Raw genomic sequence first — 15979 nt, 5'->3', positions numbered from 1 at the left:
CGTTTGCCTGTCATTGACTCTTGTTCACAAATAAGCCGCTTCCGTTTACCCCCACTTAAAGGCCGGCACCCGGCTGCAACTGTATCTTCAGTACCAGCGGGCAGTGATCCGACAGTGTGAGATTCCTGACATCTTTGCGGGAAAACTGATATTGGTAAATGTTTCCCTGCCTGAGGGCACTGGCAATGTCAGGCGATGCCACAAAATGATCAATAAGGGCGGTAAATCGTCGGTATTCTGCCTTACGTTTGGAGCGGTTAAGACGAACATAGCATGAGGCGTTAACCTCTTCTGTCAGCAAATGGACAGAATGACGAGCAGAAGAAGTGTTGCTCAGGGAGCGATATAACCAGTCACCGCTGTCTGCCATGCGGTGATTAAAGTCGCCGCTGATCAAAAACGATTCTTTAGCCGCCAGGCGTTGGCCAATCCAGTTCTTCAATACGTCGGCCTGATAGCTCAGGACACGGCAGGACGCAGACTGTCTGTTAAACTTGCTGGTGTAGCAGCCGGACTTTAAATGTACGCTGAGCAGGTGGATGGGCGTGCCTGACTGAGGGTGAACAATCACATACGTTCCGTAGCGAAGGCGGCCTTTTCTGACACGTTCGCCAGGCTTGGGCGCTGTGCGGATATTCAGACTGGCGAGATCTTGCGGGTCACTGACGGGCAGGGATTGCCGGATAGCAAAGCCAGTGTACTGATTGCCGTCTCTGAAGCTTTCACTGGCTTTGCCGTGCCGGTCGGAAAGATACAGCGAATACTGGTCTTTAGGCAGGATGCGCAGGACGGCTTCCTTACTGTCTGCTTCCTGAAACGCAATAATGTCCGGCGATACCCGGCGTATTACGTCAGTAAAGTAGGCATAATCGGCATCAGTACGGGTCACTCGGGAAGTGCCGAACCACTCCAGATTCCAGCTCATGACAGTCAGTGACGGCTGTTGCGGCTGTTCGCGGCTTAAAGAGAACAAACTGTCTGATGCATGGCTGAAAATGCTGAACAAACTGACACAGAGGATCAGGATCAGCGCTATGCCAACATTGGATCGGATCCTGTTTACCCTAGTTACCCTTGCCGCCATCAGACCCCCTCCTGGACTGAAATGAAACACTTATCAAAGTGTAACCGACATTTAATTATTCCTGATTCAGATCAAAGCAAAGCTGCGGCATCTGTCGCTTAATGCACAACATATTGTGTCTTGTGATAATAACAATGTGCTTATTTTGTGTTTGTGGGGTGTGTGGTGACAGTTAACAAGGACAGCGACAACAGGCTGGAAGCGATGTTGCACGATATTCGTGGACTGATGGGACAAACCCATGCTGAATTGCTCAATGAAAACGCAAACAAAGACAGCAGAGTCATTCCTACTCAGCGGGATTTATTGGCGGGAATAGTGGCAAAGCATTATGCCCGTCAATTTTTGTTGCCTCAGGATATTGCCGATGCGCACGACAGTGGCGATCTGCACTTTCATGATCTGGATTATGCGCCATTCTTTCCCATGTTTAACTGCATGCTGATCGATCTGGAGACTATGCTGACCCAGGGCTTCAAGATGGGGAATGCTGATATTGCCACTCCCCGGTCAATTTCAACGGCGACGGCAGTGACAGCCCAGATTATCGCGCAGGTTGCCAGCCATATTTATGGTGGTACAACGGTGAACCGTATTGATGAAGTACTGGCGCCCTACGTCACCAGCAGTTATCAAAAACACCTGGATATTGCCCGGGAATGGGAGATCCCCGATGCCAGAGCTTACGCCCGGCAGAGGACAGAAAAAGAATGCTTTGATGCCTTTCAGTCACTGGAATATGAAGTGAATACGCTGCATACCGCCAATGGGCAAACGCCTTTTGTCACCTTTGGCTTTGGTCTTGGAACGTCCTGGGAATCGCGTCTGATCCAGGCATCCATACTCAAAAACCGTATTGCCGGTCTGGGAAAAAACAGAAAAACGGCTGTGTTCCCCAAACTGGTGTTTGCCATTAAAGACGGCATCAACCATAAACCGGAAGACGGTAATTATGATATGAAGCAGCTTGCGCTGGAGTGTGCCTCAAAGCGCATGTACCCCGATATTTTGAATGTCGAACAGGTAGAAGCGGTGACAGGCTCGTTCAAAACGCCCATGGGTTGCCGCAGCTTTCTGGATCGTTTTGAAACCAATGGCAAGGTCGTGCATGAAGGGCGGTGTAATCTGGGAGTCGTCAGCCTGAATTTGCCGCGTATTGCGCTGGAAGCCTGTGGTCAGGAAGATGTTTTTTATCAGTTATTGACAGCACGTTTACAGCTCGCCAGAGAAGCACTGTCATGTCGGATAGCATCGTTAAACGGCGTGAAAGCCAAAGTAGCACCTATCCTGTATATGGAAGGAGCCTGCGGCGTGCGGCTTGATCCTGAAGATGATGTCAGCGACTTATTCAGGCACGGCCGGGCATCTGTTTCCCTGGGTTATATTGGCTTACATGAAACCATCAATGCACTGTATGGCAGTGATGTGCATATTTTTGACTGCCAGAACCGGCAGGAAAAAGCGTTGGCCATCGTTCGATTTCTGCGACAAGCCGTGGACAGCTGGAAGCAGGAAACCGGTTACGGATTCAGTCTGTATGCCACGCCCAGTGAAAACCTGTGCAGCCGTTTTTGCGCGCTGGACAGAAAACAGTTCGGTGAAGTGAAAGGAGTAACAGATAAAGGTTACTACACCAACAGTTTTCATCTGGATGTCGAAAAGAAAGTAAATCCTTACGACAAAATCGACTTTGAAATGGCTTACCCTGCGATATCAAGCGGGGGATTCATCTGCTACGGTGAATACCCGAATCTGCAGCATAATTTGGAAGCACTTGAGAATGTGTGGGATTACAGCTATTCCCGGGTCCCTTATTACGGGACAAATACCCCTATCGATGAATGCTATGACTGTGGCTTCTCAGGGGAATTTCGCTGTACCAGCAAGGGGTTTACCTGTCCTGCATGCGGCAACGGCGAACCGGCCAGAGTGTCTGTTACTCGGCGGGTCTGCGGCTATCTTGGCAGCCCGGATGCACGGCCTTTCAATACCGGCAAGCAGGAAGAGGTCCGTCGTCGTGTCAAACATATGTAACGGTCGGGAGTGAGAGTGAACTTTCATCAATACTATAACTGCGATGTGGTCAACGGGCCGGGTACACGCTGTACCCTGTTTGTCTCAGGCTGTGCGCATCAGTGCCGGGGGTGTTACAACCAATCGACCTGGCCGGTTAACAGCGGCAGGCCTTTTGATCAGCAAATGGAAGACACCATTATTGCTGATTTGCAGGACACGCGAATTTTGCGCCGTGGATTGTCACTGTCCGGTGGCGATCCACTTCATCCGGCCAATCTGGGCAGCATCAGTCAGTTGGTTAAGCGGGTTAAACAGGAGTGTCCGGATAAAGATATCTGGCTGTGGACCGGGTATCTGATGGAGAACCTGACCGCAGAGCAAAAGCGGGTGACATCTTATATTGATGTGATGATTGATGGCCCGTTTATTCAGCCTTTACAGCATGCCTCACTTATCTGGCGGGGCAGCAGTAACCAGCGGGTATTGCGCAAAGCCGGACTGTCAGGTGCATGGGTTGAGATGAGCAATTATCAACAGAGTTGATATTAACCCATTCAATTTTCATGGTTTTTATTGATAATGGCTAAAGTTATCCACTGTTTCTGTGTATAACTGTGGGAAAACACAGTGCATGAATAATAAAGAAGTGGATAAATGCCTGGTTAAAACACCGACCAGTGCTGGGCTTGGCGAGGAAATTTCGATACACTTCGCCACCCGATTCAAATCAAGAACGACTCGAGTCCTGCTATGTCACGAACCATTATTTACACTTATAAAGATCAGGAAAAGCACATCAGTTTTTCCTACAGCCAGTTTCGCTCCATTCATGAGGCGGTTGCCGCAGCAGAAGGAATTGATTTAACAGGATATCTGAAAATGGAGCAGCAGGTAGAAGCTGTGTCCAGCGGCGAAAAAGCCGTAAGAGATTTTCGTGACAGCCACTTTCGTAAGCTGGGGTTCGGCAAAATAACACTGGCGCCGAAACAGCATCGTGGTATTGGTGAAAAATAATTTATCTTTTTGCTGTACGCAGTTGCAGTAAGCGATAAATCCACCAACCCGCCAGAGCGGCCAACAGATGCTTGATGCTGTGGCCGCTGATCCACTCTCCAGTCAGCAGATAGATGTGTGTATCCTGCAGTTCGGCCAATTTGGCAAATCCGTACGTCGCCAGCGCGGCCAGATAATATCTGCCACCTGGGCGTCTCTCGTCATACAACATCAGAATCAGTGGCAAATGCACTATGGGCAGTAACTGAATCAGCACATAGGCACTTAAATCCGCTGCGCCTGTCTGATAGGTCGTCATCAGATACCAGTACACAACGGCAAGTAACCCGTAAACATTCAATGGCAACAGCAATCGCTGTCCTAATCTCGGCGAAATATACTCGCTCAAAACAATGCAATACAGATTAACAAAAGCCAGGCTGATCGGGATGCGATCTAACATTAATCCGAAGGGATCGGGCGAAAGATGGTAAAACGCTGAGCCAAGGCTGGTGGCTAACAAGGCCTGAAAAAAAAGAAAATACGCGCTGGATATTTCAGGTTCGATAACACGATCGGCCTGCCGCGACGGGATCTGGCTGAGAAGTCTGATACCCAGGAACCCGACCAGGGCAAACGGCAGGTTGGAAATGACGTTGGTGAAGTTGTTGATGCCGAATCGCGGGTGGTTATCGGCATAATCGTAAAAATTGGCTGGCTGGGTTATCGGTGCCCAGTAAAGGGTGACACCAATGATCAACAGTGCCGACCCAATCAACAGTCCCGCTTTTAGTTGTTCCGAACCAGGCATGGCAGTCAATGGCTGCTACTTTTTCATCGCAATGAAAGTATGAATGTGCCATTGGCGTTTTTCACCCGTCAGCCGCGAAGAAACTTCATGGCGTTGCTGCCAGGACACGACATAGAACTGACTGAACAGTCTTTCCAGTTCTGGCTTGCTGTGCGTCATTATCTTATCTGAAAAGTCGGAATCATCGCCGTTCATGCCCAGGAAGTGGCCGCAGAATATTCCCCCCGGATTGAGGCACTGCACGATTTTCTGCCACACAGCGTAAAAATCTGCGCGCGGACAGAAGAACAAAGACGCACTGGCATTCACCAGGTGGGCTTTGGGAAAGTGGTACTCGCTGAAAGAACAGTGCTGCAGATCGAGCAGCGGGTTAGAGGCAGCAAGAGGGTGGGTGGATAGCTGCTTCAGGCTGTCCAGACTATTGTCAAAGGCATACACACGATACCGCTGCTCTAACAGATAGAAGGTATCTCTGCCATGGCCGCACCCGCAGTCAACCGCCACTTTCCCTCTGAGTCGTTCACCCAGTAATTGATGTGCTTCTACCAAGTGCGTACGGGGCGCTTGCAGAGCGGATGGAAAAAGATAGGTTTGCCAGTCTATGGTGGCCATGTATACCTCGATAATGCTCACTTCGTGGTCATTTCAAGTATAAGCTGCGCGTACTGAAGCCAGCGTTCAATTGTTAGACACAGCGATAATCTTTGCTCATCTTTTTCTTGCAGATTCTCAGACCCGTCACCAATGTCCCCCGTGAGGCGGGCAGAGATAAAAGTCGATGCGCCGTATCAAGAATTTGATCTTACATTGCGCACAAACTTTGCTACTATTTGCGCCAACAAGCCCGCGAACCAGCGAGCCCCCAATCAAGAGAGAAATCATCATGACGAAATTAACTGCAGACGTACAGGCGAATGCTGACTTGTTCTTCACTGAGTCTAAAGAGACGCATGTGGTGTACGGCCTGTGTAATGAAGAAGGGGATTGGCTGTCTGTTGACTCAAGCGAGTTTGAAGAGTCGGAAGTCATGCCGTTCTGGTCCACTGAAGCGGATGCCAAATTTCATTGTGTGGAAGAATGGGCTGAGTTTCAGCCATCTCAGCTGCCATTAGATGTGTTTGTACAGGACTGGATGATCACGCTTTCTGAAGAAGGTGTACTGGTTGGCCTGAACTGGAACCAGGAGCTGGAAGGTGCTGAAATGGAGCCTCAGGAAGTGGCTAAACAGTATCTGTAATAGCTTTCGAAGAAACAGTAAAAACCGCCTGCTGGCGGTTTTTTTGGCGCTATTTTTTATAAAAGCAGGTAATGATGGATTCAAAACGTTATCAGGCTGGCTTGGCCAGGCTCAATGAACTGGACCCAAATGCAGAGCAGCACCTGAAAGAAACCTTTCAGGTAATTTGTCCTGAGCTGGCCGATTTTATCATCAGCTTTCCGTTTGGAGAGGTGCTTTCCAGAGAGGGACTGGATTTCCAGACCCGCGAACTGGCGACCATTTCGGCGTTAACCGCAATGGGTAACTGTCAGCCGCAACTGGCCAGCCATATCAAAGGCGCACTTCATATAGGCTGCCAGTCGCAGCAGATTGTTGAAGTAATACTGCAGATGGCCGTTTACGCCGGTTTTCCGGCAGCGATCAACGGGATGACAGTGGCAAAAAACGTGTTTCAGGCGTCGGGAATCATACCCACTGAGTCGAGCGACTGAGCACAAGCAGCCTGTCTGCCTGCTTGAATTTGCTCATTGTAAGATCATGTTTTTAAAGATAATGAAATCTAAGCGTCATTAAGATTACGCCCAGTTGTAACACTCTGCGCTCAGTATGTGTGCCCGTTCGCACATAAAAACTGATAATGCACTTAACTGGGGAAGTCTGATGAGCAAGGCAACATTTGATCCAACATGTTACAACAAGAGTGGCAATGAAACGTTTCAACAGGTGCTGGATAAGCACCTTTCCCGCCGTACCGCACTGAAAAGCACCCTCGGCCTGGGCGCGCTGACCGCATTGAGTACCTTTGGTCTGGCTGGTTGTGGCAGCGACAGTAATTCTGGTAAAGCCAATGGCGGTTCAGGCACAAATCCTGAAGTGGCTGACCGTAGTACAGCCGTGCTGAACTTTGAGTCTATTCCCGGCTCCTTACTGGATGCCGTTGCTGTACCGGCGGGTTATTCCGCTCAGGTACTCGTGCCTTGGGGCACACCACTGAATGATAAAGCCAGTGCCTGGGATAACACGGGCAATAATTCGGCGGACGATCAGGCAAACGCAATGGGAATGAACCATGACGGCATGCACTTTTTCCCGCTTAACGACGCCGCAGATGATGGCTTACTGTGCATTAATCATGAGTATATCGAGCCCGATGCGTTACATCCCAATGGCCCGACGACAGATGCTGGCACCAATCTGCGCACCAGTGCCGAGGAAATCCGCAAAGAGATCAACGCCCACGGCGTCAGCGTGGTGCGTGTAAAACTCACCGGTAATCAGTGGGCGATTGTTGATAACGACCCACTTAACCGCCGTTTTACGGCAGCCACTGTGATGGATATGGCCGGCCCGCTGGCATACACCTCTTATCTTGAAACCCGTTTCTCTCCCGATGGCAGCCAGACCCGCGGCACACTGAACAACTGTGGTAACGGCTATACACCCTGGGGTACGTATCTGACGTGTGAAGAAAACTGGCCGGGTTATTTTGTGAATAAAGGCACCAAGACCGAAGAGCAGAACCGTATTGGTGTCTCAGGCTCGGGCACGCGATACGGCTGGGATGATCTGGCCGGTGATGCAGAGGAACGGCTGGATGAATTTACCCGGTTTGATGTGACACCAACCGCCGCAAGTGCCGCAGCCGATTATCGCAACGAAGCCAATGGCTTTGGCTATATCGTTGAAATTGATCCGTACAACGCCAATGCGCGTGCGGTCAAACGTACTGCTCTGGGGCGTTTTCGTCATGAAGGCTGTGCGTTCGGCAAGCTGGAAGCAGGCAAGCCAATTGTTTTCTATTCGGGTCATGATTCTAAATTCGAATACATCTATAAATTCGTGTCTGACGCGGTTTGGGACCCGGCAGATGCTAATCCGGCAAGCCGCCGTGCTGTGGGTGATAAGTACATGGATCACGGTACCTTGTACGTGGCAAAGTTTTCAGAAGACGGTGCCGGAACCTGGTTACCACTGACCATGAACAGCCCAACCACAGGTGGTGGTGTGCTGGGCGATACCTTTGATTCATTGGCTGCTATTTTGCTCAATACCGCTGGCGCGGCTGATCTCGTGGGCGCGACGCCGATGGACAGACCCGAATGGACCACAGTGGATCCGTTTACAGGCACTGTCTATCTGACTCTGACCAACAATTCGAGTCGCACAGAGGCCAATGTCGCGAACCCGCGTCTGAAAAACTACTTTGGTCATATTATCCGCTGGGATGAAGGCAGTGATGCAACCTCGTTCAGCTGGGATATTTTCCTGTTTGGTTCACCCGCCAGTGCAGATGCCGACACCAACCTCTCTGGCCTGACTGAGCTGAATATGTTTGCCAGCCCGGATGGCCTTGCATTTGATGAACGAGGTATCTTGTGGGTACAGACAGACAATGGCGCGGCGGATGTCACCAGCTATACCAATGATCAGATGCTGGCGGTTGTGCCTTCAGCCATGGTGGACGATCAGGGGCAGCAGCAAGCGGTGAACGGCGCGAATCAAACTCAGCTGAAGCGCTTCTTTGTCGGTCCTAATGGCTGTGAAGTGACGGGCTTTGCGATCAGCCCTGATTATAAGTCTGTCTTTATTAACATTCAGCATCCGGAAAACTGGCCGTACTCCGACAATGCGGCAGAGCAGACACCCTCTGGTCAGACGGTTCGCCCTCGTGCCGCCACTGTGGTGATTCGCCGTAATGATGGCGGAGAGATTGGCGTTTAATTTCAGCGGCCTCTCAGCCCTTTATCAACCCGCAGCCAGGCTGCGGGTTTTTTCGTTGTGAGTACCTTTGTGTTCAGCCCTTCTATGTCATTTCTTCGCTACTTTCCCTGACGAACATTCCATTAAGATTCACCCTGATGCATAATAGATCGATGATTTTTAAAGGATGTTATGAAGCGTCGTTCAGATTGGCCGGGTTTCCCGTCAGGATTGATAGCGAATGAGAAATGCAAGTGTGCAGGTTTTCCTGCTGGCTGTTTTGAGTGTGGCATCTGTCGCTGTGAAGGCTTCGCCGTCTCAGTCGCCGGGGTGTGTGATTCTGTTACATGGACTTGCCAGAACAGCAAACGCCATGGATAGCATGGCAACGGCACTGGAGCAGGCAGGGTATCGGACGGTGAATATGGACTATCCGTCGACAACGGCAAGTATTGAGTCTCTTGCGACGTCCGTTATTCCGCAAGCCTTGTCTCAGTGCCAGCACATTGAACCGGTGCATTTTGTTACACACTCAATGGGCGGCATCTTGGTCCGGCAGTATCTGTCGGCAAATCACATTGCAGGCCTTGGCAGGGTCGTGATGCTCGCGCCGCCCAACAAAGGCAGTGAGATCGTGGATGCGATGCGTGATTTTTTTCTGTTTGAGTGGATTTACGGTCCGGCAGGACAACAGCTGGGCACGGATAAGGCCAGTGTGCCCAATACGCTCGGGCCGGTTCAGTTTGAGCTGGGCGTCATTGCCGGCAATTACAGTATTAATGTGTTGACCTCCTGGCTGCTGCCTTTGCCGCATGACGGGAAAGTGTCAGTGGCCAGTACTCAGGTCGAGGGCATGAAATCGCACCTTGTCCTGCCGGTCAGCCATACCTTTATCATGAACAATCACGAGGTGATTGCGCAGACAATGACATTTTTACGTCAGGGCCGCTTTATTAATCATGATTAGCAGATTCAGGGATCGTCACATGTTTGTACTTCCTACCCCGCGACTAGCCTTAACGGATTTCCTGCAGGCAGATACAGACGCCTATCTGGCGATGGCGCAAGATGAAAAGTATCAGCGTTTTTACAGTGAACAAGATTGTTCTGAGCAGACCATGCGTGATCTGGTCACGCTGTTTGTTGAACAGTCCAGAGAACTTCCCCGGACGAAATATCAGTTAGCGATCCGTCTGGCGCAAGGTACTGACCTCGTGTCTCCATTGATCGGTACTGCGGGATTACGCATAGATGACAAAGGGGATGCATCGGTTGGTTGTGGTTTACTGCGTGCCTGTCATGGGCAGGGCATTGCCGAAGAAGCTATGATAGGGCTCGTCAACTTTGGTTTTGAAGAATTAGGCATTCACCGGGTTTACGCTGAAACACTGGCAGCCAATAAAGCGGCGATCGCGCTTTGCCGTCGCCTTGGTATGATCGAAGCCCAGCGGCTGCATGCCCACCGTTACTTTAAAGGGCGCTGGTGGGATGCTGTCATCATGGACATGGATCTTCGTCGCTGGAAAAAAACGGGATTGTCTTTTGCCGCGCCCGGATGTGGAATGAACCTCACCTGAACGGATTGTGCCAGGTGAGTCAGTATGTTCAGGCTGATGTTCAGTTTGCCTGAGAGAGGTTGTTATGAAAAAAGTGATGCAAGTCGCTGCCGCTCTGGTTATCCTGCTGGCAGTTTTCTGGGCAGGTATGCAATTTGAACGTTTTCGCTATGAAGACGTGTGTCTGGACATGGGCGGCGGCAGAAACCCGGGTGACTTCCCGATCTGCGTGATTCAGACCCCATGATCAGGCTTGAAGGTATACAAGGTTTAACAGGCAACATAGTCTTTGATAGTACAGGCATGCAACATGGATGTGATTGAGATTCAGGACGTTTCGCCCTTTAAAGAGACGTTAATCCAGCTGTTGAAAAACTGCGTGGATGATGGTGCTTCGATCGGTTTTTTGCCCCCGTTAAGCACTGCGGAAGCAGAGGCTTACTGGCTTGGGGTTGCGAATGATTTAGGTGACGGGCGTAAATTGTTTGTCGCCTGTGAGGGCGATTCCGTCATTGGCACAGTGCAGCTTGCTTTGACGTCAAAACGTAACGGATGGCATAGGGCCGAAGTGGAAAAGTTGATGGTCAATACGGCTGCCCGTGGCAAAGGAGTAGGCAAAGCATTGATGCTAAAGGCTGAAACATGCTGTCGGCAGTTGAAGCGCAACCTGATTGTACTGGATACCCGTGAAGGCGATGTTGCTTCCTCCCTGTATCGTAAGCTGGGTTATACCGAGGCCGGACGAATTCCTGATTTTGCCCTGAGTGCATCCGGCCAGTTCGATGCAACGATATTCTTCTACAAACAGCTCTGATAGCGCTTTATGGCGTTCGTTATCCCTATTTTTGAGTTCGCCATTAATGGGTACTCAAAGTGTGCACCCAGTATGAATCAGATTGCAACAACAGGTAATTGATCGTAAAAGTAAGATTTATGACTGGAGGAATACGGCGAAAGGAGTGGCAAACCCTTTATTGGTTATCCCAAAATGGTATATTTTAGGCAATGGAGTGAGTCGTTAAATAAGTGTAGGAACTGTGACCATGCTAGTGCCAGAGAATCCCATAAACGAAGTTGAGCGTTTGCAGTGCTTACGTTCCCTATCTTTGCTCGATACAGGCAGGGAAGAAAGGTTCGACCGGATTACCCGTTTGGCCAGGCGGCTTTTTAATGTGCCTGTTGCAACTGTGACACTGGTTGATAGTGACAGACAGTGGTTTAAATCCTGCTGCGGTGATGACTTGAAAGAAACAAGCAGAGAAGTGTCATTTTGCGGACATGCAATCCTGGCCGATGGCCCCTTTATTGTCTCTGATGCATCCCAGGATAAACGGTTTCATGATAATCCATTGGTCATCGGGCCACCTCATATCCGCTTTTATGCCGGTATTCCTCTGATTTACGATAATAAATACAAGCTGGGTACGTTGTGTATCTTCGACCATCAGCCCCATTCGATGGACAAAGATGAAGTTAAAGATCTTATTGATCTGGCCAAAATGGCCGAGCAGGAGTTGTCTGCTCTGCATGATGCAACCATTGATGAATTGACACAGATTTCTAACCGGCGTGGTTTCATCAAACTCGCGACCAAAAGCCTGGAAAACAGCTATATCCATGGGACGCCTTTTTCACTGGCCTTTTTCGATCTGAATAAGTTTAAAGAAATCAATGATAAGTTTGGTCATCAGGCCGGTGATGATGCGTTGAAGGATTTTGCATTTTTGATCAGTCAGAGTTTTCGCTATTCTGACTTATTTGCTCGAGTCGGTGGGGATGAGTTTGTTGTTTTGTATTCAGGGGTAGCGGAAGAAGAAGCACAGACGATGATTCAGCGTTTTCAGAAAACGGTGGATGATTTCAATGTACAGCAAAACCGCCCATATCAGTTATCTTTCAGTGCCGGGGTTTACACCTTGCCTGCCGGTAAAACGATGAACCTGGACGAGATTCTGGCGAAAGCGGATTCCAGAATGTATCTCAGTAAGATGCAATCCTGATGGCTCAAAAACAAACCCCAGCCGCTTAGGCTGGGGTTTGTTGTGTTCTAGAGCAATTATTTTTTCAATGTTTTAGGTGCAGTACTGCGACTACGGATCGCTTTCTGTAAGCGCATCCGGCGCTCTGCGGCAGACTGATCCGGATTATTGGTCCGGCCCTTGCGATCACGATAAGACGCTTTGGTGTTCAGTTTCTCAATGAGTGCATCACGTTTAGCGGGCTCGTAACCTTCAAGGATGACCCGGCGAATGCGTTGCTTGATGAGTTTTTCCACTTGCAGCAAAGTCAGTTCTTCTTCGCGGCTCACAAAGGAAATAGCATGGCCTTGCTGCCCGGCACGACCAGTACGGCCAATGCGGTGTACATAATCTTCGGCAAGAAATGGCATATCATAGTTCACGACATGCGGCAGACCTTGAATATCCAGTCCGCGTGCTGCCACTTCTGTTGCCACCATCACCCGGGCTTTACCTGTTGTAAACTCTTCCAGCGCACGGCGACGCGCACTTTGTGCTTTATCACCATGGCATAATACCGCTTTGATACCGTCGAGTTTCAGCTCTGTCACCAGATCATTGGCTGTTTCTTTGTAATTGACGAACACCAGCACCTGCTGCCAGTTCTTTTTGCCGATAAGCTCAGAAAGCAGTTCACGCTTTCTCTCTTCATCAACAGGATAAACCACATGCGCCACGGTTTCTGCCGTGGAGTTTTCAGGTGTGACAGAAATACGTTTTGGCTTGTGAGTGATCTCGCCCGCCAGTTTGTTCATCATGCTGGAGAATGTCGCCGAGAACAGCATGGTTTGCGGATGGCCCTGAATACCGCTCAAGATAGTGCGGATATCACCAATGAAGCCCATGTCCAGCATACGGTCAGCTTCGTCGAACACCAGAAATTCCAGGTTCGTTAACGACAGGTTACCTAAATCCAAGTGCTCAATTAAACGACCCGGTGTGGCAACCAGAATGTCGACACCACTTTCAAGCTGCTTTTCCTGACTCGACATTTTTTTTCCGCCAAACACAGCTGCCACACGTAATTCCAGATACTGGCTGTAATCTGAAATGTTGCGTGCAATCTGCTCTGCCAGTTCACGGGTCGGCGCAAGGATCAACGCACGCGTCGTAAAACTTTTTCTCGGCTTGGGGTTGTCGGCAATTTTCTGAATGATCGGCAGTGAAAAAGCGGCTGTTTTACCCGTACCAGTCTGGGCATTTGCCACAATGTCCTCACCACGACGAGCAGCAGGTATCGCTTTTTGCTGAATCGGAGTCATTTTTTCATAACCACATTCATCCAAAGCGCGAACAATTTCCGGAGCAAAATTTTGTGAAGCAAATGACATGTTACATTCCTACAGACGGTATACCGAACGAAACGCTAAGCTGAGGATTCCGTTTGGTATGACTGACCAAAACCAGGGATTATAGAGCAATAATCATAGTCTGTGGCAGATGATTTGAGGTTTAGCCGAAAAATTACGCAATAAAGGCGGGTATCCGGCCAGAAATAAACCGGGCTGAGCCCGGCTTGTGTCAGGTAAGGGAAGAAAGCAGAAGTGGCGGGTTGTCAGTGATGATGATATCGACGCCCCACTGGTAAAACTGGGCAACCAATTCTGGTTTATTCATGGTCCAGATATGAAGCTCCAAACCGGCCTGTTTAATCTCGCTTGCCAGTGTTTCATCCAGCAGGCGGTAGTCCATATGAACGCTGAACAGTTCAAGCTTCTCTGACAATGTCATCAGATCTGCCGGTACGCTGTCGCAGATCAATCCTCGGCGGATATGAGGCATCAGTTGCTGGCAACAGGCGACAGCGTTAACGGAAAAGCTCGAGAGTATCAGCGATTCAGCAGGGAAATCATTGGCGGCAATGGTGTCTGCAACCTTGCTGACCAGTAACTCGGTTTCTGCCTCATCATGAACCTTGATTTCCAGGTTGAGTTTAAGTTGGTGTGCACGGCAGGCATTGAGTGCTTCATCCAGCGTCAGAATGCGTTCGTTGGCAAAGTTCGTGCTAAACCAGCTACCGGCGTCAAGGGCTTTCAATTCAGCCAGATTCAGCTCACGGACATAACCACGGCCGTTGGTGCAGCGGTTCACTTTTTTGTCGTGAAATATGACTGGGATAAAATCCGCACAGATTTGGGTATCCATTTCAACCCACTGTATCTGATGTTTAGCGGCTTCCTGCAAGCCTGCCAGAGTATTTTCAGGAGCCAGCGCAGCGGCTCCGCGATGTCCGGAAATCATGTGTGATCAGTACCATCAAGAAAAAGAGACAGGTAACGACTGTTTCTGTGAATATGCCTCAGGATTATAACAGTTCAATGACGGTAAACGTCCAGATGTTGTTTAGCGCTCAGCTGTCTCAGCACCCACATAACTGCCGAGTTTGATGAAATAGTGTTTGTTGCAACGGCTGCACTGGAATTTATGACTGTTTTTGTTAAGAATTTTATCTAACATCGTTCGGCGAATACGCAGAGGAACACTTTTGCTTTTGCAATGTGGACACATAATCGTACTTTCTTCTATGAAATCGTGAGCGTATTGTATGCGACAACGGAATCAATTCAGTGACTTGTGTCGCAAATCACTATTGCATATGCGGCAGGGTGTTATGCATAAGTTGAATATTGCCGGGTTTTCTGTTTTATCGGGAACGTCATCCTGCCTCTGTGTACGGTGAAGAACGATGAAAGCTGGATATGAGTGTGTTACCATTCGCCGACTTTTAACCGTGTAGCTGGCGGCGCTTCCTCTATTGACAGGGATTCAGCGACTTTCCGCTTCGCACGATGACGATAGATTGATGAGGACTTTAGTATGAAACTGACTGTGCTGGATCAGGCATTGTTTGACCACTTGTATCGCGACATTAGAGAGTTTCGTACTACGTTTGATCTGGACATTGAAAATCCATCGACGCTGAATGAGCAAATGGATCAGTTACATACCTCGCTGGCAGTAGAAGAACTGACAGAACTGGCGGAAGCCGATTCACTGGTTGAGCAGGCCGATGCCATTGTGGACACTGTCTATGTACTGATGGGACGACTGGTACATCTGGGTGACAGCAAGGTTCAGGATAACCTCGGTGTCAGCTATATGATTGACCTGTTGCTGCAAATTGCCAAACGACTGAATATCGATTTCGTGCCCTGCTGGGACGAAGTGCATGCCAGCAATATGAGCAAGGTGTGCCGTAACGAGCAGGAGTTTTCGGAAACACAGGCGTTTTATGCCAAGCAGGGTGTCGAGATTACAGGTAACCAGAAAGGCGATTACATCATTGCTAAATGTGCCAAGGATGTAGAGCTGGAAGACAAAGTAATCCGCAAAGGGAAAGTCCTGAAATCTGTGTATTATCGCCCTGCAGATCTGGTGACATTAGTAACTAACTAACTTCTGAGTTTCATCAGCGCTTGATCCCTGCCACATAGGCAGGGTTTTTCCGACTACTTTCACTCACTGTCTTCGTACTGACGTACCAGCCCTTTACACTTTCTTTTTTCTGACGAATTTCTGATTATGCCCCGATCTAATCCCACTGATTCCACCCAAGCAGGTTCGCTGTCGCGACAGCTGTTT

16 protein-coding genes and 1 pseudogene are annotated in these 15979 nt (G+C 49.4%); 12 read left to right on the top strand and 5 right to left on the bottom strand.

The annotated features are described in order from the left end of the window. Positions 1-55: 55 nt before the first annotated feature. Entirely contained in the window at positions 56-1084 is a 1029-nt protein-coding gene (locus tag D6M16_RS12735; RefSeq protein ID WP_120512257.1) for an endonuclease/exonuclease/phosphatase family protein, read from the bottom strand. 213 nt (positions 1085-1297) lie between these two features. On the opposite strand from D6M16_RS12735, the pseudogene nrdD reads away from it, so the two are divergent. The 3 genes and pseudogenes from nrdD to D6M16_RS12720 all read left to right on the top strand — a co-directional run. Then, positions 1298-3118: pseudogene (gene nrdD, locus D6M16_RS12730) on the top strand (anaerobic ribonucleoside-triphosphate reductase); the annotation flags it as partial. A gap of 15 nt (positions 3119-3133) precedes the next feature. After that, complete coding sequence (gene nrdG / locus D6M16_RS12725; RefSeq protein WP_120512256.1) at positions 3134-3643, top strand: anaerobic ribonucleoside-triphosphate reductase-activating protein; 510 nt, start codon at positions 3134-3136, stop codon at positions 3641-3643. Positions 3644-3850: 207 nt separating this feature from the next. Then, a complete protein-coding gene (locus D6M16_RS12720) occupies positions 3851-4114 on the top strand; it encodes a DUF2960 domain-containing protein (protein WP_120512255.1) in 264 nt (87 codons plus the stop codon). A gap of 1 nt (position 4115) precedes the next feature. Here the strand turns inward: D6M16_RS12720 and D6M16_RS12715 are convergent, their stop codons facing one another. Together D6M16_RS12715 and D6M16_RS12710 are read right to left on the bottom strand one after the other, a co-directional pair. Further along, on the bottom strand, positions 4116-4904 hold the full coding sequence (locus D6M16_RS12715) for a ceramidase domain-containing protein (protein WP_120512254.1): 789 nt from the start codon (positions 4902-4904) through the stop codon (positions 4116-4118). Positions 4905-4919: 15 nt separating this feature from the next. Further along, the gene (locus D6M16_RS12710) at positions 4920-5537 is read right to left on the bottom strand and encodes a class I SAM-dependent methyltransferase (protein ID WP_240435615.1); all 618 of its coding nucleotides are present in this window, start codon (positions 5535-5537) and stop codon (positions 4920-4922) included. Positions 5538-5787: 250 nt separating this feature from the next. Between D6M16_RS12710 and D6M16_RS12705 the strand changes: the two genes are divergently transcribed. From D6M16_RS12705 to D6M16_RS12675, 8 genes are all read left to right on the top strand, one after another. Then, entirely contained in the window at positions 5788-6141 is a 354-nt protein-coding gene (locus D6M16_RS12705) for a DUF2750 domain-containing protein (protein ID WP_120512252.1), read from the top strand. Positions 6142-6215: 74 nt separating this feature from the next. After that, positions 6216-6614 carry a carboxymuconolactone decarboxylase family protein gene (locus D6M16_RS12700; RefSeq protein ID WP_205576888.1) on the top strand — a complete coding sequence of 133 codons (399 nt, stop codon included), beginning with the start codon at positions 6216-6218 and terminating at the stop codon, positions 6612-6614. A 169-nt stretch (positions 6615-6783) separates the two neighbouring features. Then, complete coding sequence (locus D6M16_RS12695; protein ID WP_120512250.1) at positions 6784-8844, top strand: PhoX family protein; 2061 nt, start codon at positions 6784-6786, stop codon at positions 8842-8844. A gap of 220 nt (positions 8845-9064) precedes the next feature. Beyond that, positions 9065-9790, top strand: coding sequence for an esterase/lipase family protein (locus tag D6M16_RS12690; protein WP_120512249.1), 726 nt, complete (start codon positions 9065-9067; stop codon positions 9788-9790). 19 nt (positions 9791-9809) lie between these two features. Then, a complete protein-coding gene (locus D6M16_RS12685; RefSeq protein ID WP_120512248.1) occupies positions 9810-10400 on the top strand; it encodes a GNAT family N-acetyltransferase in 591 nt (196 codons plus the stop codon). 64 nt (positions 10401-10464) lie between these two features. Continuing rightward, a complete protein-coding gene (locus D6M16_RS22265; protein WP_162941021.1) occupies positions 10465-10626 on the top strand; it encodes a hypothetical protein in 162 nt (53 codons plus the stop codon). Positions 10627-10689: 63 nt separating this feature from the next. Beyond that, on the top strand, positions 10690-11193 hold the full coding sequence (locus D6M16_RS12680; RefSeq protein ID WP_120512247.1) for a GNAT family N-acetyltransferase: 504 nt from the start codon (positions 10690-10692) through the stop codon (positions 11191-11193). Between the two features lie 229 nt (positions 11194-11422). Beyond that, a complete protein-coding gene (locus D6M16_RS12675; protein WP_120512246.1) occupies positions 11423-12379 on the top strand; it encodes a sensor domain-containing diguanylate cyclase in 957 nt (318 codons plus the stop codon). Between the two features lie 56 nt (positions 12380-12435). On the opposite strand, the gene D6M16_RS12670 is transcribed toward D6M16_RS12675, so the two are convergent. Further along, positions 12436-13728 (bottom strand): DEAD/DEAH box helicase, encoded by a 1293-nt coding sequence (locus D6M16_RS12670; protein ID WP_120512245.1) that lies wholly within the window; start codon positions 13726-13728, stop codon positions 12436-12438. 190 nt (positions 13729-13918) lie between these two features. After that, positions 13919-14638 carry a glycerophosphodiester phosphodiesterase family protein gene (locus tag D6M16_RS12665; protein ID WP_120512244.1) on the bottom strand — a complete coding sequence of 240 codons (720 nt, stop codon included), beginning with the start codon at positions 14636-14638 and terminating at the stop codon, positions 13919-13921. A 576-nt stretch (positions 14639-15214) separates the two neighbouring features. Here D6M16_RS12665 and D6M16_RS12660 point away from each other — a divergent pair. Next, positions 15215-15793, top strand: a complete 579-nt coding sequence (locus D6M16_RS12660) for a nucleoside triphosphate pyrophosphohydrolase family protein (protein ID WP_120512243.1) — start codon at positions 15215-15217, stop codon at positions 15791-15793. Positions 15794-15979: the final 186 nt, after the last annotated feature.

Origin of the sequence: Photobacterium salinisoli (assembly GCF_003614885.1) — a bacterium.
GTDB classification, from domain to species: Bacteria; Pseudomonadota; Gammaproteobacteria; order Enterobacterales; family Vibrionaceae; genus Photobacterium; species Photobacterium salinisoli.
Note: the sequence above shows the minus strand (reverse complement) of the source record. Positions and strands in the feature narration are given on the sequence as shown.